Source organism: Fundicoccus sp. Sow4_H7, assembly GCF_052115865.1.
Taxonomy (GTDB): Bacteria; Bacillota; Bacilli; order Lactobacillales; family Aerococcaceae; genus Fundicoccus_A.
The window spans coordinates 116,137-137,619 of record NZ_JBQKME010000005.1 but is presented as its reverse complement, the minus strand read 5'-3'; the positions used below and the strand labels follow the sequence as shown (position 1 = coordinate 137,619).

20 protein-coding genes are annotated in these 21,483 nt (G+C 36.6%); all 20 read right to left on the bottom strand.

All coding sequences use genetic code 11. The features are described 5' to 3' along the window. Positions 1–111 precede the first annotated feature (111 nt). The 20 genes from ACTQ54_RS06830 to fabF all read right to left on the bottom strand — a co-directional run bounded on the left by ACTQ54_RS06830 (position 112) and on the right by fabF (position 21,483). A complete protein-coding gene (locus ACTQ54_RS06830; RefSeq protein WP_441755384.1) occupies positions 112–711 on the bottom strand; it encodes a superoxide dismutase in 600 nt (199 codons plus the stop codon). 177 nt (positions 712–888) lie between these two features. Next, positions 889–2,727 (bottom strand): translational GTPase TypA, encoded by a 1,839-nt coding sequence (typA, locus tag ACTQ54_RS06825; RefSeq protein WP_441755383.1) that lies wholly within the window; start codon positions 2,725–2,727, stop codon positions 889–891. 9 nt (positions 2,728–2,736) lie between these two features. Continuing rightward, positions 2,737–3,519 carry an inositol monophosphatase family protein gene (locus ACTQ54_RS06820; RefSeq protein ID WP_441755382.1) on the bottom strand — a complete coding sequence of 261 codons (783 nt, stop codon included), beginning with the start codon at positions 3,517–3,519 and terminating at the stop codon, positions 2,737–2,739. A 13-nt stretch (positions 3,520–3,532) separates the two neighbouring features. Then, the gene (locus ACTQ54_RS06815; protein ID WP_441755381.1) at positions 3,533–3,820 is read right to left on the bottom strand and encodes a UPF0223 family protein; all 288 of its coding nucleotides are present in this window, start codon (positions 3,818–3,820) and stop codon (positions 3,533–3,535) included. A 149-nt stretch (positions 3,821–3,969) separates the two neighbouring features. Beyond that, entirely contained in the window at positions 3,970–4,347 is a 378-nt protein-coding gene (locus tag ACTQ54_RS06810; RefSeq protein ID WP_441755380.1) for an ArsR/SmtB family transcription factor, read from the bottom strand. Positions 4,348–4,471: 124 nt separating this feature from the next. Then, on the bottom strand, positions 4,472–5,881 hold the full coding sequence (lpdA, locus tag ACTQ54_RS06805; protein WP_441755379.1) for a dihydrolipoyl dehydrogenase: 1,410 nt from the start codon (positions 5,879–5,881) through the stop codon (positions 4,472–4,474). A gap of 12 nt (positions 5,882–5,893) precedes the next feature. Next, the gene (locus ACTQ54_RS06800; RefSeq protein ID WP_441755378.1) at positions 5,894–7,561 is read right to left on the bottom strand and encodes a dihydrolipoyllysine-residue acetyltransferase; all 1,668 of its coding nucleotides are present in this window, start codon (positions 7,559–7,561) and stop codon (positions 5,894–5,896) included. A gap of 86 nt (positions 7,562–7,647) precedes the next feature. Next, positions 7,648–8,625, bottom strand: a complete 978-nt coding sequence (locus tag ACTQ54_RS06795; RefSeq protein ID WP_441755377.1) for an alpha-ketoacid dehydrogenase subunit beta — start codon at positions 8,623–8,625, stop codon at positions 7,648–7,650. Positions 8,626–8,627: 2 nt separating this feature from the next. Continuing rightward, positions 8,628–9,737: a pyruvate dehydrogenase (acetyl-transferring) E1 component subunit alpha gene (gene pdhA / locus ACTQ54_RS06790; RefSeq protein WP_441755376.1), complete on the bottom strand. Its 1,110-nt coding sequence runs from the start codon at positions 9,735–9,737 to the stop codon at positions 8,628–8,630. 368 nt (positions 9,738–10,105) lie between these two features. Further along, the gene (locus ACTQ54_RS06785) at positions 10,106–11,017 is read right to left on the bottom strand and encodes an ABC transporter ATP-binding protein (RefSeq protein WP_441755375.1); all 912 of its coding nucleotides are present in this window, start codon (positions 11,015–11,017) and stop codon (positions 10,106–10,108) included. Then, a complete protein-coding gene (locus tag ACTQ54_RS06780) occupies positions 11,018–12,061 on the bottom strand; it encodes an ABC transporter ATP-binding protein (RefSeq protein ID WP_441755374.1) in 1,044 nt (347 codons plus the stop codon). It lies immediately after the preceding gene. Positions 12,062–12,071: 10 nt separating this feature from the next. Continuing rightward, positions 12,072–13,142 (bottom strand): oligopeptide ABC transporter permease, encoded by a 1,071-nt coding sequence (gene opp3C, locus ACTQ54_RS06775; protein ID WP_441755373.1) that lies wholly within the window; start codon positions 13,140–13,142, stop codon positions 12,072–12,074. Position 13,143: 1 nt separating this feature from the next. After that, entirely contained in the window at positions 13,144–14,085 is a 942-nt protein-coding gene (locus ACTQ54_RS06770; RefSeq protein ID WP_441755372.1) for an ABC transporter permease, read from the bottom strand. Between the two features lie 194 nt (positions 14,086–14,279). Continuing rightward, positions 14,280–15,914, bottom strand: a complete 1,635-nt coding sequence (locus tag ACTQ54_RS06765) for a peptide ABC transporter substrate-binding protein (protein WP_441755371.1) — start codon at positions 15,912–15,914, stop codon at positions 14,280–14,282. A gap of 349 nt (positions 15,915–16,263) precedes the next feature. Then, on the bottom strand, positions 16,264–17,043 hold the full coding sequence (gene accA / locus ACTQ54_RS06760) for a carboxyltransferase subunit alpha (RefSeq protein WP_441755370.1): 780 nt from the start codon (positions 17,041–17,043) through the stop codon (positions 16,264–16,266). 15 nt (positions 17,044–17,058) lie between these two features. After that, entirely contained in the window at positions 17,059–17,910 is an 852-nt protein-coding gene (gene accD / locus ACTQ54_RS06755; protein ID WP_441755369.1) for an acetyl-CoA carboxylase, carboxyltransferase subunit beta, read from the bottom strand. Between the two features lies 1 nt (position 17,911). Next, on the bottom strand, positions 17,912–19,309 hold the full coding sequence (locus ACTQ54_RS06750) for an acetyl-CoA carboxylase biotin carboxylase subunit (RefSeq protein ID WP_441755368.1): 1,398 nt from the start codon (positions 19,307–19,309) through the stop codon (positions 17,912–17,914). Then, positions 19,310–19,747: a 3-hydroxyacyl-ACP dehydratase FabZ gene (gene fabZ, locus ACTQ54_RS06745; RefSeq protein ID WP_441755422.1), complete on the bottom strand. Its 438-nt coding sequence runs from the start codon at positions 19,745–19,747 to the stop codon at positions 19,310–19,312. A 21-nt stretch (positions 19,748–19,768) separates the two neighbouring features. Beyond that, positions 19,769–20,245: an acetyl-CoA carboxylase biotin carboxyl carrier protein gene (accB, locus tag ACTQ54_RS06740; protein ID WP_441755367.1), complete on the bottom strand. Its 477-nt coding sequence runs from the start codon at positions 20,243–20,245 to the stop codon at positions 19,769–19,771. Positions 20,246–20,247: 2 nt separating this feature from the next. After that, on the bottom strand, positions 20,248–21,483 hold the full coding sequence (gene fabF, locus ACTQ54_RS06735) for a beta-ketoacyl-ACP synthase II (RefSeq protein WP_441755366.1): 1,236 nt from the start codon (positions 21,481–21,483) through the stop codon (positions 20,248–20,250).

Below are 21,483 nucleotides of genomic sequence, written 5' to 3'. Positions count from 1 at the left end.
ATAAAAAAGAACATCCCGCTAATTAGATTAAGTAAATTTATCTTATCATAATTAGTGAGAATGTTCTTTTAGATGTATAAAATTTATGCTTTTATTTATTTGGATGTCTGATTAAGCTAAACGCTCAGCAACTTTTTCCCAGTTTACAACTGACCAAAATGCACTAATGTATTCTGGACGTCTGTTTTGATAGTTTAGATAGTAAGCATGCTCCCAAACATCTAAACCTAATAATGGTGTTAAGCCATCAGTTACTGGGTTATCTTGGTTTGGTGTAGATACAACATCTAATTTGCCACCATCAAGAACTAACCATGCCCATCCTGAACCAAATACACCAGTAGCAGCTGCTTCAAATTTTTCTTTGAAAGCATCTACTGAACCGAAGTCAGCTTCAATTCTAGTTTTTAATGCTTCTGGAATTTCGTTGTTATCTGATGGTGCTTGTAATTGCTCCCAGAATAGTGTGTGGTTTAAGTGTCCACCACCATTATTTCTAACCGCTGTTTGTTTGTCTTCAGGAAGGTTCGCCCAATTCTTAACTAATTCTTCAACTGATTTGTCAGCATATTCTGTTCCAGATACAGCATCATTTAACTTAGTTACATATGTATTATGATGTTTTGTATGGTGGATTTCCATAGTTGCCGCATCGATTGCTGGCTCTAAAGCCGAATACTCATATGGTAATTTTGGTAATTCAAAAGTCATTATTTTTCCTCCTAAATTCATTACTATATTAACTGTATCAAATCTAGCCTATAAATGAAAGTATAATGCTCAATTAAAACGTTATTTATATAAAAACACTAGAATAAATTTATCTATTAAATATAATTCGATTTTATCAATAAAATTGAATGAAAGCATGAATGTTATCGGATAATATTAATCTTCTTTTTTATTTTTTTTGTTCGCTTTTTCACGTTCACTCTTATCTAAGATTTGTTTACGTAAACGAATACTTTTCGGTGTTACCTCACAATATTCATCATCATCCATAAACTGGATGGATTCTTCTAAAGTCATTATGCGCGGACGTTTGATAACACTTGTTTGGTCCTTATTTGCTGAACGTACGTTGGTTAATTGTTTAGCACGCGTTATATTGACCGTAAGGTCGTTTTCACGGTTGTGCTCTCCTACAATCATTCCGCCATAAACTTCGGTACCTGGTTCAACAAAAATTGCTCCACGATCTTCCAAGTTCATAATACCATATGTCGTTGCTTGACCGTTGTCGATAGAAACTAAAGTACCATTTCTTCTTCTACCAATTGAACCATCAATTAAAGGTAAATACTCATCAAATGTATGGTTCATAATCCCATAACCACGTGTAATTGACATGAATTCAGTAGAAAAGCCAATCAGTCCTCGAGCTGGAATGAGGAAAACCATACGTACTTGACCATTGCCCGTATTGACCATATCTGCCATCTCAGCTTTACGTTGGCCAAGTGCTTCAATAACTGATCCCATATATTCTTCTGGTGTGTCAATTTGAACTCTTTCAAATGGCTCATATGTTTTGCCATCGATTTCTCTTAAGATAACTTTTGGTCGTGATACTTGAAACTCGTAACCTTCACGACGCATATTTTCAATTAAAATTGATAAGTGTAACTCCCCTCTCCCGGAGACCTTAAACATATCTGGAGAATCAGTCACTTCAACTTTTAAAGAAACATCCGTCTGTAATTCTTGCATTAAACGCGCTTCAAGATTACGTGAAGTAACATATTTACCTTCACGTCCTGCAAAAGGTGATGTATTCGTTAAAAATGTCATCTCTAATGTTGGCTCATCTATATGGAGTGGTGCTAGTGGTTCTGGTGTATTAACATCAGTCACTGTTTCACCAACAAAAATATCATCCATTCCTGATAGAGCAATTAAATCACCCGCTACTGCTTCTTTAACTTCAACACGGTTCAAACCAAGAAACCCGAGTATTTTAGTAACGCGAAAGTTTTTCTTGCTGCCATCGACTTTAATCAGTGTAACTTGATCGCCTTCTTTGATTTTCCCTCTGAAAATACGCCCAATTCCAATTCGCCCAACGTAATCATTATAATCTAATAAAGAAACTTGGAATTGAAGTGGTTCGTCAAAATTAGCAATCGGTGCAGGTATATACTTCAATACTGTATCAAAAACAGCATCCATTGAATTTTCTTGGTCATTTACATCATCAGATAAACTTGATGTACCATTAACAGCTGATGCATAAACAACCGGAAAATCTAATTGATCATCATCGGCACCTAATTCGATTAACAACTCTAAAACTTCATCAACGACTTCTGCAGGTCTTGCAGATGGTTTATCGACCTTATTGACAACCACAATCGGTGTTAGACCTTGTTCTAATGCTTTTTTTAATACAAAGCGTGTTTGTGGCATTGTTCCTTCATAGGCATCCACAACTAAAATGACACCGTCGACCATTTTTAAAATACGTTCAACTTCGCCACCAAAATCCGCGTGACCTGGTGTGTCTAAAATATTAATATGATGGCCTTTATAATTCACAGCTGTATTTTTTGCTAAGATAGTGATACCACGTTCTCTTTCAATATCATTACTATCCATAGCACGATCATCTATTTGTGTGTGATTATTTAGTGTTTCTGATTGTTTCAATAACTCATTAACCAAAGTTGTTTTACCATGGTCAACGTGTGCAATAATAGCAATATTTCTAATATCTTCTCTTCTTTTCATCCCAATCTCCTATTCAGTCGGGTTTAACAAATTAATCGCTTCTTGATGGACATTTTTATGTGCAAATATAACGGAGGAGCGTTCTAAAATATTTAATGGTTGGTTATCTAAGGTTGTTACTTTCATGTCTAAAGCATGACAAATCGCATAACCAGCGGCGAAATCCCAAGGACTCAAGCCGTGGCTTATGTAAATCGAAGCTTCACCACGAATAACACTAATCACTTCCAAGGCAGCTGACCCTAGCGATCTAGCACCTAATGCTTCTTTGAAAATGGCTTGTGTATTCATATGATTTTCAATAAACATACCAACATTTCCCATAACCAAACTTTGATTAATCGCTTGATATTGTTCCAATTCAATCGGTTTGTTATTTAGATAAGCACCTTCACCTACAATACCAGTAAATAAGTGATCATTCATGACATCATAAATGTAACCCGCTACGGGTTGTCCATCGTAAAAGAGACCAACCATGATCCCGAAATTATTCTTTTGCTTTACAAAATTTAGTGTGCCGTCGATTGGATCAATTACCCATACCATTCCAGAAACATCGGTTACCTTTTCACCAGTCATACCCTCTTCACCAATAATTTTATGATCAGGGTAATAGTGTTGAATCTTACCTACTAGAAATTTCTCAGTATTTTTATCCATTTCAGTGACTAAATCACTAGCATCCTTCTTTTCTTCGACAATCAAATCACGATTGAGAGCTGATTGTAATTCTTCAGCAGCTTGTTCCAGCCACATTTGAATACGATGGTGCATTAAATAATCGAACATCTTATCCTCCTGTTTATAACTTAATAATACTTTGTTGATCGGCTTTTTGAGCTAGTAAATCTTTCAGTTTTTTAACAACTTGATAAGTAGAATAACCACTTTCACGTTGAAAATGACGATCAATTTGCTTTTCTTCACTTATACTATTTACAATTTGTTTATATGCATTATATGCACTATGAATCTCTTTAAGACGAATTCCTTGTTGGTAAGCTTGTTCTACTTTAGCAAGAAAATTAACAACAGTAACAATTTCTTCAGTCGTCCAATCTGAATTTATTGGATAGGAATAGCCTTCCATCTTATCCCCCCTAGTTCCAATATATACTATACATGATTTCATCCATAAAGAAAAAACTTTTTAGTGATTAAGCCTTTTCATAAAGAAAAAATATACAATTTAAAAAAAACTTCTCGATGAGTCATTGCGTTCTCATCAAGAAGTTATCGTTATTTGGATAATTCATCAACCAACTCAAAGTACTTATCAATCAGTTCATGTAAGAGATTTGCGACTGGATGATTTGTTTTAGTATAATAAATTTCTTTTCCAATCCGGCGACCTTGAATAAGTTGCTTTAGTTTCAATGTTTTTAAATGGTGGGATACTGCTGCAGAACTTATCCCCATGATGGCGGCTAGATTGATACCACATTCTTCTGTATGACATAATAACCAAAATATTTTTAAGCGTGTTCCATCACCAATCTGATTGAAATAAAAAGCTGCTTCAATAAAAGCTTCCGTCGTTGGCATCACTTTAACGAGTTCTTTAATGGTATTTCCGTGATGGTGAGGTAATTCGTTTTCCAATTTTTCCACTTCCATTCTTCTTATATCCTAGCGAATGAAAGCTAGTTATGTCAATCGTAATCATTTCTATTACAGTCAATCGACTAAAAAACTCTTCCAACCATAAGTAGTCAGAAGAGTTAATTCTATTACTGTAAGATTAAATATGAATTGGCATACCCAATGCTAGTTCAGAAGCATCCATCACAGCTTCTGCTAATGAAGGGTGTGAGTGAACAGTTAATGCGATATCTTCAGCATTCATACCACTTTCAACCGCTAATGTTAACTCAGCAATCACATCAGATGCATTTGGTCCAGCTACTTGAGCACCAACTAAAACATTATCTTCTTTAGTTGTTACTAAACGAACGAAACCAGAAGTTGCATTTAATGATAATGCACGGCCGTTACCAGCTAATGGGAATTTAGATGCTTTCACATCTAAACCTGCTTCTTTTGCAGATTGCGCAGTATGTCCAACAGAAGCTAATTCTGGGTCTGTAAAGCAAACTGCTGGCATTCCAATGTAATCTACTTCAGAAGTTCCACCGCTAATAGCGTCTGCAACTACTTTAGCTTCATAGCTTGCTTTATGAGCTAATGCAGCACCAGGAACAGCATCACCAATAGCAAAAATGTTTTTAACATTTGTGCGACATTGTTTGTCCACTTCGATTAGGCCACGATCGCTAACTTTAACGCCAGCTAACTCTAATCCTAGGTTGTCAGTATTTGGACGACGACCTACTGTTACTAAACAGTAATCTGCTTCTACTGTCTTAGTTTCACCATTGGTTTCATAAGTAACAGTTACACGGTCACCATTCACTTCAGCGCTTTGTGCAAATGCATTGGTTACAATCTCAACACCTTTGTTTTTAGTGAAGTCTTGTTCAACTAAGCGAACCATGTCTTTTTCAAATGTAGGAATAATTTGTCCTGTACCTTCAAGAATAGTAACTTTTGTACCAAAGTTTGCATATGCTCCAGCTAACTCTGATCCAATGTAACCTCCACCGATTACTACTAATTCCTTTGGAATTTCATCTAAAGCTAAAGCTCCAGTTGAATCTAAGATACGTTCACCAAATTTGAAACCTTTAATTTCAATTGGACGACTACCAGTTGCTACAATGGCATTTTTAAACTCATAAGTTTGAGCTGATTCGTCATTCATAACACGTAAAGTGTTTGCATCAACGAAGAAAGCTTCACCACGGATAATTTCTACTTTGTTTTTCTTAAGTAGCATTTCTACACCGTTAGTTAATTTATTAACAACTTCATTTTGTTTCCACTCTTGTGTACGAGTAAAATCAACAGAGATATCTTTTGCACTTACACCAAAGAAATCTCCATGTACTGCATTGTGGTAAACATGTCCAGCATGGATCAATGCTTTAGAAGGGATACAACCTACGTTTAAACATGTCCCACCAATGTCACCTTTTTCAATGACAGCAACTTTTTGGCCTAGTTGAGCTGCACGGATTGCAGCAACATATCCACCAGGACCAGATCCAATTACGACTGTATCTAAGTCAATTGCGAAATCTCCAACTACCATATGTTATTCACCTTATCCTTCCATTAATAATAATTCTGGATCAGCTAATAGACGTTTTAGTTCATTCATGGCATTTTGAGCAGTCGCACCATCAACGATACGGTGGTCAAAACTTAATGATAATTTCATCATACGACCTACAACGATTTCACCTTCAGCGTTCACTACTGGTTCAGTATTGATCGTACCTAAACCTAAAATAGCAACTTCTGGGTGGTTGATAATTGGTGTAAACCATGCACCACGTGCAGATCCAATGTTAGAAATTGTAATGGTACCATCACTCATGTCACCCGCTGATAATTTACCATCATGAGCTAATGAAGATTTTTCTACAATTTCGTCTGCAATGTCAAACATTGATTTTGTATTTGCATCTTTAACGTTTGGAACATATAGGCCACGTTCAGTATCTGTTGCAATACCAATATGGTAGTAATCTTTGTAAACAATTTCTTGAGATGCATCATCAATTGAAGCGTTTAATACTGGATATTTCTTAACAGTTGCAATTAAAGCTTTAACAACATATGGCAAGAAAGTTAATTTAGTATCACGTTGTGCTGCAATATCTTTGAATTTCTTACGGTGATCCCAAAGTGCAGATACTTCAACTTCATCAAATAAAGTTACGTGAGGAGCAGTTTGTTTAGAGTTAACCATTGCTTTTGCAATTGCTTTACGCATAGCAGAAAGCGGTTCGCGACGCTCACGGTCTGCTTCTTTAGATTTAAATGGTTTAGCTTCTGCTGGTGCCGCTGCTGCAACTGGAGCAGATGCTTGTTCTGTTGTAGATGGTTGTGCAACTGCTTCAGTTTCTACTGTTGAAGCTTGTGCAACTGCATCTGGATTGTAATTTTCAATATCTTCTTTTAAGATACGGCCATTCTTACCGCTACCTGCAACGCCTCTAATATCAATACCTTTATCTCGAGCTAATTTTCTAACTGAAGGCATTGCAATAACGCGTTTATTTGGATCAATTTCTACAGCTGTGTTGCTTCTTTCAGTCTTAGGTGAGTCTTCTTCTTTTGGTTCTAAAGCTGCTGGTGACTCAGGACTCGAAGGTACGCTTTCTTCTGCCGTTTCTGCATCTGCTTGATAGTCAGGTGAGTCAATTTCAACTAATACATCACCCAAGTTTGCAACTTCACCTTCTTGAACATGAATCTTAACAATTTTACCTGAAAGTGGAGAAGGTAATTCTTCTACAGACTTATCATTTTGGATTTCAACCAAAACGTCATCTTCATTAACTTGGTCGCCTTCTTTAACTAACCAAGTAACAACTTCACCTTCCATAATTCCTTCACCTAAAGCAGGTAACTTGAATTGGAAATTCGCTCCACCTTTTGCTGGTGCTGCAGCAGCTACTGGTTCTGGAGAGGATGCTGGTGCTCCTGCTTGAGCAGTTGGTGCTATTTCCTCATCATCATTATGATCTGGTGAATCAATTTCAACCAATACATCACCAAGATTTGCTACTTCACCTTCAGCAACAACAATTTTTGTAACTGTCCCTGATACAGGAGAAGGTAGTTCTTCTACAGATTTATCATTTTGAATTTCAACTAGTACGTCGTCTTCATTAACTTGGTCGCCTTCTTTAACTAACCAAGATACAACTTCGCCTTCCATGATACCTTCGCCTAATGCAGGTAATTTAAATTTAAATGCCATGGTTTAGATTCTTCCTTTCTTCATTTACATTTTAAAAACTAGTAGATAGTGAGCAAATCAATTGCTCACTATCCTTTATTAATGAATTAGAATTCGTAAGTTTCACGGACTTTAGCAGCGATATCATCTGCATTTGGTAGCCAATCTCTTTCAGCTTGTCCAAATGGAAAAATGGTATCTGGTGCCGCAACAAAGCCAATTGGTGCGTCTAGTGATAAAATAGCACGTTCAGATATTTCAGCAATCACTCGATTACCAACACCTGCTTGACGTTGTGCTTCTTGAACTACTACTACACGACCTGTTTTTTCAGTTGTTGCGATAATTGTTTCAATATCTAATGGTTGAATTGTACGTAAGTCAATAACTTCTACTGAGATTCCTTGAGCTTCTAAATCTTCAGCAGCTTTTGCAGCTTCACGTACCATAGCTCCATAAGTAATAACAGATACGTCAGTACCTTCTTTAACAACATTAGCTTTACCTAAAGGAATTGTATATTCTTCTTCAGGAACTTCCTCACGGAATGAACGGTATAATTTCATATGTTCTAAGAAGAATACTGGGTCATTATCGCGAATAGAAGCGATTAGTAGACCTTTTGCATCATATGGGTTCGATGGAATAACTACTTTAATCCCTGGAGATTGTGCAATTAATCCTTCTAAGTTATCCGCGTGCAATTCTGGAGTATGCACTCCACCACCAAATGGTGCACGGAAAGTGATTGGTAAATTACGTGTGCCACCCATACGGTAACGTGTACGTGCGGCTTGTCCAACAACAGAGTCCATAACTTCAAATACGAATCCGAAGAATTGAATTTCTGGGATTGGTCTGAATCCTTCTAATGCTAAACCAACAGCTAAACCACCAATACCACTTTCAGCTAAAGGAGTATTAAATACGCGGTCATCGCCAAATTCATCACTTAAGCCTTCTGTCGCACGGAAAACACCACCGTTTTTACCCACATCTTCACCGAAGATCAAAGTACGATCATCGTTACGTAATTCAGTGGCTAATGCTTCAGTAATAGCTTGAATCATTGTTTTTTGTGCCATGATTAGTTATTCTCCTTTGCTTCAAAAATTTCAATTTGTTCTTGTGTTACATAGTCTGGAGTTTCATACATAGATTTCAAGAAATCTGAAACTTTTTGTTTTGGTGTCGTATCAGCTTTCATGATTTCATTCTTGATGTCTTCTTTAACTTCTTCCAAGTATGCTTCTTCTTGTTCTACAGACCATAAGCCTTTTTCAACTAAATACTTACCATAACGGATTAATGGGTCTTTTGCACGCCATTCTTCTTGTACTCCTTCTGGTTGGTAACGTTTAGGATCATCACCAGATAATGAGTGAGCACCATAACGGTAGCAAAGTGTTTCAATTAAAACTGGTCCATTTCCAGCAACTGCATACTCACGAGCAGCTTTAGATACAGCATAAACAGCTAAAATATCCATACCATCTACTTGAATACCAGGAATTCCTGCCGCAACAGCTTTTTGTGCTAATGTTGGTGCAGCTGATTGAAGTTCACGAGGTGTAGAAATAGCCCAACCATTGTTTTGAATGTAGAAAACAGCTGGTAATTTAAAGGCACCTGCAAAGTTAATACCTTCGTAGAAGTCACCTTGTGAAGAACCACCATCACCTGTCCAAGTTACAGCAACTGCATTACGTTTATTTTTCTTAATACCCATTGCAACCCCAGCAGCTTGAACATACTGAGCACCGATAATAATTTGTGGTGGGTAAGCATGGAGATCTTCTGGATAGTTATTACCTTCAACATGCCCTTTAGACCATAAGAAAGCTTTATGTAAAGGTAAACCATGTTTTACTAATTGAGGGATATCACGGTATCCTGGTAAAATAAAGTCGTCTTTTGTCATTGCAGCAATTGAACCCATTTGAGAAGCTTCTTGCCCAGAAGTTGGTGCATAGAATCCAAGTCTACCCTGACGATTTAATGCGGTTGATCGTTCGAACAACTCTCTTGACCAAACCATATCTTTCATCAATTGAACTAATTCTTCATCTGACAAATCAGGAAGTAAGTCTTCATTAACTACTTTTCCTTCTTCATTCAACACTTGTACTGTACTAAAATCAAAGTTATCTGGTCTTAATAAATCTTCGATTTTTGTAGGAGCATCATTTTTAGCCATGCTTGTACACATTCCTCTCTGCATTGTTTTGTCTGAATCATTAAACAGTTAAATAAACTGTACTAATATCCATTTGTACATCACTAATTTAGCATTATCTAAGGTTAAATGCAAGCTTTTGGATTAAAAAAAATTGATAACATCAGTCTTTTGACAAGGTTTGTGAAATAGTTGTCAAACAAAAAGAAAAACAGCTATTTCTTTAAAACACTTTCAATTGCAAAAGAAAGTGCTTATTTAAAGAAATATCTGTTATGATACATAGTTCAAACTGTTATATTATTTTCATAAACATCGACAAAACAACTTATTTTTAAAGCTGATTCCAATCTAAATATATACATTGTGAATATTTGTTTAAAGCCTAATTATTGATTAAAAGACTGTACCCAATGATTAATTGCCACTTCTTTTAATTCATATTTACTATTTGAATGCTTTTCTTCATTGTAAATTATTCTTTTCTTTTGGCGTTCAATATCTGGCTCAGGCTCCGGAACAGCAGATAAAAGACTTTTCGTATAAGGATGAATTGGATTGGCATATAATTCTTCAGCTTCAGCCATTTCCACAATCCGACCACGGTGTAGCATCGCAATCCGATCACTAAAATACTTTACCATGGATAAATCATGCGCAATAAATAAATAAGTTAATTTTCTTTCCACTTGTAGTTTTTCAAGTAGATTAATGACTTGAGCTTGAATTGAAACATCCAAAGCAGAGATTGGCTCATCTGCTACGATAAATCTTGGTTCCACTGCAAGCGCACGAGCAATTCCAATTCTTTGGCGTTGTCCACCTGAAAATTCATGAGGATATCGGCTAGCATGATCTTGATTAAGCCCAACTGTATCTAAAAGTTCTTTAACACGTTCATTACGCATCCGAGGGTTACCGGCTAAACCATGAATATCAATACCTTCTCCAATAATATCTTGTACTTTCATACGCGGATTCAAAGATGAATAAGGATCTTGAAAGATCATTTGCACATTTTTATTGAATGAAAGCCGTTCTTTTGAAGACAAATTTGTGTGATATGGCTTATTATTAAAAATGATTTCCCCACTTGAGGGTTGTAGTAAGCGCACAATCGCGCGACCAATCGTTGATTTTCCACTTCCAGACTCACCTACAAGCCCAAATGTCTCACCTTCATAAATATCAAAAGTCACGCTTTCAACAGCCTTCACCTCTGAACGACTGCCTCGATTATATGTCACATCCAAATTTTTTACTTGCAATAGAGGATGTTGATGTGAATTATTTTCTGACATTTACATTCCTCCTTGTTTACTTTGATAGTAACGATGACGTTCAAGAATATTTTCTGGGGGTATCACCGTTGGTGCTTGTGGATGCAAGAGCCAGCTAGCAGCGTAATGTTCCGGGCTTACTTCAAACATCGGAGGTTGTTTAATAAAATCAATTTCGAGAGCAAACTCACTCCGAACCGCGAAGGCATCTCCTTTTGGAGGATTAATTAAATCAGGCGGCGTCCCAGGTATTGCATACAATGCTCCTGTCGTCTTCGTTGTTGGCATAGAACTTAATAACCCCCATGTATACGGATGTTGAGGATTATAATAAATATCATCAACGGGTCCTATTTCAACAAATCGCCCAGCATACATAACCGCAACTCGGTCTGCAACCTTTGCGACCACGCCTAAATCATGGGTAATAAAAATAATGGCCATTCCTTTTTCGGCTTGTATTTTTTGTAACAATTCAATGATTTGCGCTTGAATGGTTACATCTAAAGCTGTCGTTGGCTCATCCGCAATAAGGACATTCGGATCTCCTGCTAAAGCGATCGCAATGACAATCCGCTGACGCTGACCACCTGAAAATTGATGAGGATACTGCTTTAGCCGCTCGGCAGGATTAGGAATCCCACATAAAGTGAGTAAATTAATCGCTTCTGCATGCGCATCCAGTCTTGAAAAATTCCTTTTAATGCGTAGGACTTCTTCGATTTGACGTCCTATAGTTAAAGTAGGATTCAAAGATGTCATCGGATCTTGGAATATCATGGCTATTTTTGTTCCACGGTAAGATCGCATCTCTCTTTCACTTAACTTTAATAAGTCAGTTTCACCATTATAATAAATATTTCCATTTTCAACTTTTGCATTTTTACTTAATAAGCCCATAATAGCTTTTGAAGAAACTGTCTTTCCAGAACCAGATTCACCTACGATTGCCAAAGTTTCACCGCGATGCAAATCATAACTCACGCCTCTAATCGCTTGTACGACTCCAGCAAAGGTGTCAAAACTAATTTCGAGATTACGGACTGAAATAATTGGTTTTTCCATAATTCACCGCCTACTCTTTCATTTTCGGGTCAAACGCATCACGTAATCCGTCAGCCAACAAGTTAAATGACAACATGATTAATGAAATCATTATTGCAGGATACCACATTAAATGCGGTAAAAAGCGGAAAGTTTGATAACCATCATTTAACAAGGTTCCCAATGAAGCATTCGGAGCTGGAATTCCAATCCCAATAAAGCTTAAAAAAGCTTCAAAAAAGATCGCTGAAGGAATCGCAAACATTACTTGAACAATGATAATTCCCAGCATATTTGGCAATAGATGCGTAAACATAATTTTAAAAGTCGATTGACCTAATACACGAGCAGCTAACACATATTCTTGTTGCTTTAGACGAATCGTTTGTGCTCGAACAACACGTGACATATTTATCCAAGATGTCAGTGCAATGGTAATGATAATAGAAGTAATCCCAGGTTTTAAGACTAATAACATTAATACAACAATCACTAAGTTCGGAATTCCTGACAAAATTTCTAAAATCCGTTGCATAAAGGTATCAAGCTTACCTCCAACCCAACCGGAAATCAGTCCATAAATAATCCCAAATACTAAATTAATAAATACCGCAACAAATGCTACTAATAATGAAATTCTTGTTCCGTAAAGAATTCTTGATAACAAGTCTCTTCCTAAACTATCTGTCCCTAAATAAAAATAGACATCTTCAGGAACCCCCGCCATCTCATAGCTATCTACCAAAGTACCTCCACGATTAACACTCTTACCATCAAACCAAGAAAAACTCTCTAATCCTGGAATTTTAGGAGGAAGGTTCGAAAAACTAGGGTTTTGTTTAAAAGGTGAATGTGGCGTTAAAAGAGGAGCCGCTATAGCAACTACGATAATAATGATTGCCACCAACAATGAAATCATAGCCGCTTTATTTTTTTTCAACCGCCGCCAAGCATCTTGAAAAAAGTTTAGCGATGGTGTCGAAATCTTTTCATTTTCATCAGAATCGATGATTATTTTTGGTTGAAATAAAGCATCATCCATTGTCCCAAGTTCAAGTAATTGTTTTTCATTATATTCTGAAGGATATAGCTCAGTTGACATTCTAATTTCCTCCTTTCGTCAATCTCATTCTAGGGTCAATCATTCCATATAAAATGTCACCTATTAAAATTAGTACTACTAGGATAACGGAATACATAATAGTAATCCCCATAATAGTTGGATAATCATTAACTAAAATTGATTTGGTAAATTGCTCCCCAATACCAGGAATTGAAAATATTTGTTCAACGACCAATGATCCAGTCATTAAATTAGCTGTAATTGGCCCCAAAATCGTTAGTAAAGGGATGATAGCATTTCTTAATGCATGTTTAAATATCACATAAAATTCCGCTAAACCTTTCGCATTAGCCAGCTCAATATAATCGCTACTTAAAACTTCAATCATCTCAGTACGAACAAAACGTGCCGCTTCAGCCATTGGTGAAATTGATAAAGCCAGCGTTGGTAATATCGTGGACCTAAAACCATCTCTCCAAAAAGCAATGGGTAATGTCCCAAGCCAAACCGCAAAAATAAATTGTAGAACAACCGCAAAAACAAAGTTAGGAACGGATCGACCACCAATCGCAAAAACAGACGTAAAATAGTCAATCCAAGTATTTTGATAAACGGCCGAAAGGATACCTAAAATGACGCCAACACTCGTTCCCAAAACCATTGCTTGAATTCCCAGTTGGAATGAAGGACCTGCCCTATCCGCAATAATTTGACCTACTGGTAAATTATTAAACTGAAAAGAAATACCAAAATCACCTTTTAAAATATTTTTTAGATAATTTAGATATTGAACAAAAATAGGATCACTGAGACCATATTTTTCATTTAATAAGCGTAATTGTGTTTCAGTTAATAAATCCTGATTTGCAAACGGTGTTCCAGGTAAAAATTGCAATAATAAAAAGGTCACACTAATAATAATAAATAAGGTTAAAATCATATAAATAATTCTACGACCTAAATATCGTGCATATGATTGCATATACTCACCACTTTCTATAACTCTTGATATTCTTAGACTTCTAATCATTATAATTCAAGCATGCTGATATTGCTATTACTATACATTATAGCTCTTAATTTGATTAAGATGTAAAATAGCTTTCAATTCATAACGATTCAGTTACGAATTGAAAGCTATAAATATGATGACTCACTTGTTCATTAAACAGATATTTATTCAGAAATATAAGTTGTTCTCAAGTTCAATGTTCTCGAGAATGGTAAAATTTGTAAGTTTTGAACAGATGGGTTTAATAAGTAAGCAGTCGCAGCTTGATAAACTACAGGTGCAACAGCATCTTCACCAATGGCAATTCTTTCAGCTTCAATTAACGCTTCACGGCGTTTTACAGAATCTGTTGCATATTCATTACGAGCTTGGTTAACTAAGTTATCCACTTCTTCATTAGAATAATCAGCAAAGTTAATACCACCATCTGTAATCAACTGTTCCATAAAGTTAATCGCATCTTGATAATCTGGTGCCCAAGTACCGTAGAAGAAGTCATAATCTAAAGCACGTTGGAACTCTAAGCGGTTATTTAATGGTACTTGACGAATTGTGATCGTTAAGCCTGGTAAGTTTTCCATTAATTGAGCTTGTAAATACTCAGCTGTTCTTCCAGATAAATCCACATCTGAAACTAATAATTCAATTTCAATGGTATCCATACCTAATTCTTCTTTAGCTTGTTCCCAATCTGCTTGAGCTGCTTCAACGTTATACGGTAAAACTTCTCCTGCTTCTTCTCTAAAGTCAACCCCATCTTCATTAACATCGAAATCAGCTGGTACAAAACCGTTTAGAGGCGTTGAACCATCACGAATCACTGAAGTGGCATACAATTCTTTGTCAAAAGCTTGTGCGATTGCACGACGTAAAGCAGCGTTTCCTGTTGTTTCACGAGTCACGTTAAACATTAAGTGTCCGATGGTTGCTTTTGGTTGTGAATGGAAAACTTCTGAGCCTTCATATTGTTGTACAAATTGATCAGAAAGAATTGCGTAATCTAATTCGCCTGCATCAAATAAATCTGCACCTGTACCTGTTTCTTTAACAACTGAAACACGCACATTCTCTAAGTACACATTTTCTGCATCCCAATAATTAGGGTTTTTCACTAAAGTCCATTCTAATTCAGTTCCAGACCAACCTTCAATTAAGAACGGTCCATTCATGGCAATATTTTCTGTCGAAGTACCATAGCTATCGCCTAACTCTTCAACTTTTGCTTGTTGTACCGGCATAAAACGGCTACCTGTTAACAATTTAGGTAAATAAGGCGCTGGATATTCTAAAGTAATTTCAAGCGTTGTGTCATCTAATGCAACAACACCAACTTCTTCTAATTCCATTTCACCATTACGGATAGCAGCTGCATTCTTAAAGATTTCAACGGATTGTGCTGAAGCTAAACCATTTGGATCAACTAGACGTTGATAAGAATACACATAGTCGTTAGCTGTAATCGGATTGCCGTCACTCCATACTAAGCCGTCACGTAAAGTAAAGGTATAAACTAATCCATCTTCGCTAACTTCATAGTTTTCAGCTTGACCTAACTCTACTTCAGTTCCATCAACGATACGAAACAGTCCTTCAAAAACTTGTCCAATCATATCTGAACTTGGTGTATCATTATAAACTGCACTATCTAATGTAGCTAATTCACCTATAGTCATGATATTCAAGGTTTGTTCTACACTTGGATTAATCTCAGGTGTTTCTTGAGCCGTTGCAATCGTTGATAGTGATAAACTATTTAACATCAAGACGATTGTTAATAGCGATACAATAAATTTTTTCATTTGACTTCCTCCTTCATTTTTAACACTAATATTAATATACTAATGTCCATTTGAATTTGCAACTATTATTGTTAAATATCGATATAATCTTTTTATAATTTATAATAGACTCTTTGCCAAATAAGGATGATGAAGAATAATTTAAAGGTCTGGTATAATTTATCTGTTTTATTTGAATCAGGTTCATTGAGTCGTGTCGTTAATTAGATACAATTTCTTTGGAAAGTGTTATTCCTTTTTGATTTAGCTATAATGCGTTCAACAAATAACCTATAAAAACACAAAAACCCAAATAGTTAATGACCGAGGACATACATTGTCTGACATTAACTATTTGGATCTTGAATAATTAAAATTTTCTAAAACGTTCATATTTGAGTGTCACACGTTCTTCTGCCTCTGTAGCATCTAAACGCTTAAATTCATTTTTTATAGCTGTGATTAAATTCTTCAATAGCTGATCTTTCTCGATTAAAACGCTATCGAATTCTTCTGGGATTATTTTATCAATTACTTTCAGCTCTAACAAATCTTTAGCTGTTAATTTCATCACATCAGCCGCTTGCGAGGCTAACTTTGAATCTTTCCATAAAATAGAAGCAAAGCCTTCGGGTGATAGAACAGAGTAGATACTGTTTTCCATCATCCAAACACTATCTGCTAAAGCAAGGGCAATCGCTCCTCCACTACCACCTTCACCGAGAATGATAGCTAAAGTTGGAACAGTTAGTTCACTCATTGTTATTAAACTTTGCGCAATTGCATCGCCAATACCATTTTCTTCAGATTCAGGGGCTGCATGGGCACCTGCTGTATTTATTAGGGTCAGAATCGGACGGTTAAATTTTTCAGCTAATTTCATTTGGCGAATCGCCTTACGATAGCCTGCTGGACCACTTGAACCAAAATTCCGCAAGATATTTTCTTTTGTATTGCTACCTTTTTGTATACCAATGAAAGTTAAAGGTTTGTTATCAACTAAACCAATGCCGGTGATCATCGCTTTGTCATCTGACATTAAACGATCTCCATGCAATTCCATAAATTGACTACATATACCATTAATCACATCCATTGTCGAAATCCGATCTAATTGGCGTGCTCTTTGGACTATTTGATAGGCTTGCATAGTTTCACCTGCTCTCTATTTCGAATGGATTTTTAAGAGTAAATCTAGTTTTTCTTTTTGTTCAGTTCTTGGAACAATTTCATCAATATAACCATTTTCCAACAAGCTCTCTGCTGATTGAAAGTCATCCGGTAATGCCGCACGAATTGTTTGTTCAATGACCCGTTTCCCTGCGAATCCTATTTTTGCACGAGGTTCTGCCAAAGTGATATCGCCTTGCATAGCAAAACTTGCCGTTACTCCCCCCATTGTAGGGTTAGTTAAAATAGCACAGTAAAACAATCCAGCTTGTTGGTGTTTAGAAACGGCTTGCGAAACTTTGGCCATTTGCATTAAAGATAAAATACCTTCTTGCATACGTGCACCACCTGATGCTATGAACATGATGACAGGTAAGCCCAGTTCGTAAGCTCGTTCGAATAGGTTTGTTATTTTTTCTCCAACAACGGTCCCCATACTCGCCATAATAAATTGACTATCCATGATGCCTAAGCAAAATGGTAAACCGTTTAAGCTTGCTTTGCCTGTTACGACAGCTTCGTTAAGTCCTGTCAATTGTTGAGCTTGTGATATTTTTTTAGTATAGCCTGGAAAATTCATTTCATTGGACGTACTTAAACCTTCATCCCAAGTTTCAAAACTACCTTTATCGACTAACCAGTCTATTCGGTCTTTTGCTGGAAAATGCAAATGTTCACCACAATGGTAACAAACGCGTTCTTCAGCAATTTGATTGTTAATTAAGATCCGTTTACAGTTTGGACAGTTTTTAACCATGTCTTCAGGTATGCTTGCTTTTTTCTGCTCTATTTCATGAATAGGCAATGGATTTATTCGAATAGTTTTCTTTTTTCGGAATAATGCCATATTATGCCTCCTCTAATTCATCTCTAGCTCCATCTTCTAGCTCTAACTGCCAATCTGGCATAAATGATTCTTCCAACCACTTAGTATGTATTCTATCATTAAAGACAGATTCACTACCAATTAAATCGTCAAGCAGTTCAATATTCGTGTCTAATCCTTCAACAACCACTTCATACAAAGCTCTATCCATCAACTCAAATGCTTGTTCTCTAGTTGGTTGATGAACAATGACTTTAGCAATCATTGAATCATAAAACGGAGGTAGCAGATATTGAGGGTAAACAGCAGACTCTACGCGTAAACCTAAGCCACCTGATGGCAAAATTAAGCGGTTAATATAGCCACTTGATGGTCTAAATTGCATTCTTGGGTTTTCAGCATTTAAACGACATTCAATGGCTACACCATTAAATTTAACCCTTTCTTGTGTCATATCTAATGGTTTATTAGCAGCGATATTTATTTGTTGTTTAACAATATCTATTCCCGTTATCATTTCTGTCACGGGGTGCTCAACTTGTAGACGAGTGTTCATTTCCATAAAATAGAAATTTTCATTTTCATCGAGTAAAAATTCAATGGTTCCAGCATTCGTATAACCGATAGCTGCTGCTGCTTGAACAGCAGTTTTGCATATACTCTTTCTTGCTGCTTGGGATAAGGATTGTGCTGGTGTAAATTCGATGACTTTTTGATTATTTCTTTGCAAAGAACAATCGCGTTCCCCTAAATGAATCACGTTACCATATTGATCAGCTAATATTTGAACTTCAATATGACGGGCTGGATAGATGATTCGTTCAATATAAAGATCTTTATTCCCATAAATTGCTTGGGTTTCGTTTTGTGCTTGTTCGAATAAATAATCAAATTGATCAATCGATTCAACGCGACGCATCCCTTTTCCACCGCCTCCATCAGCTGCTTTTATCATTAACGGAAAGCCTATTTCTTCTGCAATGGCTTGGGCTTCTTCAAGTGTATGGACTAGTCCATCGCTTCCTGGTGTAATTGGTATGCCTGCTGCTTGCATGGTAGAACGTGCATTTTGTTTATTTCCCATTAAGTTGATAATATCACTCGACGGTCCTATAAATTTTATGCCTACTTCTTCACACATTTTCACAAAATCGCTTCGTTCTGATAAAAATCCGTAACCTGGATGGATCGCATCACAGCCCATAACATGGGCTGCGCTGAGAACTGCAATAGGATTTGCGTATGAATCTAATCCTTTTGCTGGACCAATACAAATAGATTCGTCAGCTAATTCTGTGTGCAAAGCTTTTTCATCTGCTTTACTGTAAATAGCAACGGATGTAATCCCCATTTCACGTAAAGCACGAATGACACGAACAGCTATCTCACCCCGATTGGCAACCAATACTTTCTTAAACATTTACTTAGCACCAATAATAAAGGTCATTTCAGCTTCACAAACTTTTTTATCGCCAACAAAAGCTTGTCCATAACCAATACCTGCATTACTTTTTAGTTTTACAATATCAACTTGTAGGCGCAGAACATCACCTGGTACAACTTTTTGTCTAAATTTAACTTTATTTAAACCACCTAAATACGCTGTTTTTCCTTCAAAGCCTTCCATTTTTAATAATGGAATTGATCCAGCTTGAGCTAATGATTCAACGATTAAAACGCCTGGCATAACAGGCTCTCCAGGGAAATGGCCTTGGAAAAACTCTTCATTGATTGTCACATTTTTACGGCAAACAATTTTTTCACCTGGAATTAATTCGTCAACAGCATCTATGAAAAAGATAGGAAAGCGATTTGGGATAATCTCCATTACTTCTTGAGCAGTCATAATTGTCATAATAATCCTCCTACTGATATTAAATTATTTGATGCGAACAATTGCTTGTCCAAATTCAACTACAGATTCATTTTCAACTAATATTTCTTCAATAATACCTGATTTTGGTGCTTGGATTTCATTCATTAACTTCATGGCCTCAATAATACAAATAACATCGCCTTGTTCCACTCGTTCACCCACTTGGATATATGGGTCTGCATCAGGATTTGCTTGTAAATAGACAACACCAACCATTGGTGAAGTAACAACTTCTCCTGTCAATTCTTCTCTTGGTGCTTCAGTTAGCTGTTCAGTTTCAGGAGCTATTTCTTGAACGACTTCAACTTTTTCATTCTGTTGTAGGTGATTATGAACAGCTTCAGCTTTTGCTTGACTCACCGACTCATTTACAGCATTTTTTGATAGGATCACATGATTGTTATCGCGTTTGTAATCTAAAAAAGTCAGTGTCGATTTGTCGAGTTTATCAATTAAGGTAAGTAAATCTTGAAATTCCAAATTTATTCACCATCCCAGCGTTTGAAACATAATACAGCATTATGTCCACCAAAGCCTAAGGAGTTTGATAAAGCGTAACGAATGTCTTGTTGACGTCCTGCATTTGGGACATAGTCTAAATCACAATCATCATCTGCATTTTCTAAACCTAATGTTGCTGGTATAAAACCTTCTTGTAAAGCTTTCACAATAGCGACAGCTTCCACTCCACCTGCAGCACCTAATAAATGTCCAAAATGTCCTTTTGAACTTGAAATTGGAATATTATAAGCATGGTCACCTAATGCATATTTAATTGCAACGGTTTCTCCTGAATCGTTTGTTGGGGTACTTGTCCCATGAGCATTAATATAGTCAATATCTTCAGCTGTAATACCCGCCATAGCAATTGCAGTCTTCATAGCTTCACCTGCACCACTACCGTCAGGTAAAGGAGCTGTCATATGATAAGCATCTGAGTTTGAACCATAACCGACAACTTCAGCTAAAATAGTGGCTCCACGTTTTTGTGCCGATTCTAATGATTCTAAAAACAGAATTCCAGCACCCTCGCCCATCACAAAGCCATCACGATCTTTATCAAATGGTCTTGAAGCCTTAGACGGATCTTCATTTGTAGATAAAGCTGTTAATGCAGCAAATCCACTGATGCCAATTTCATTAATCGTTCCTTCTGTTCCTCCAGCAAAACATGCATCTAAAAGACCATTTTGAATTTTCAAGAAAGCTTCACCGATTGAATTCGTCGCACTAGCACAAGCTGTGACAATATCTAAGCTAATGCCTCTAGCACCAAATTTCATGGAAATATTTCCTGCACCCATATTACCAATGGTCATTGGTACAAATAATGGTGGGACTCTTTTTGGTCCTTTATCAATCATTTTACGGATTCCATTCTCAATTTCGATTAAGCCCCCAATACCGGAGCTCACGAGTGTTCCTACCCTATACGGGTTTTCTTCGATATTGTAGCCACTCATTTCAAGTGCTTCTGCAGCCGCAGCAACACCATATTGAGAAAATAAATCCATTCGTTTATATTCTTTGCGATCCATGGTTAATGTTGGATCGAAATTTTTGACTTCAGCCGCAACACTGATTCCAGTATTTTCAGCATCAAATTTTTTAATTTCAGCAATACCACTTCGATTGTTCGTCATACTATCCCAAAATGATTGAACATCATTTCCGATAGGTGAAACTGTTCCAATTCCCGTTATTACTACTCGGTTCAT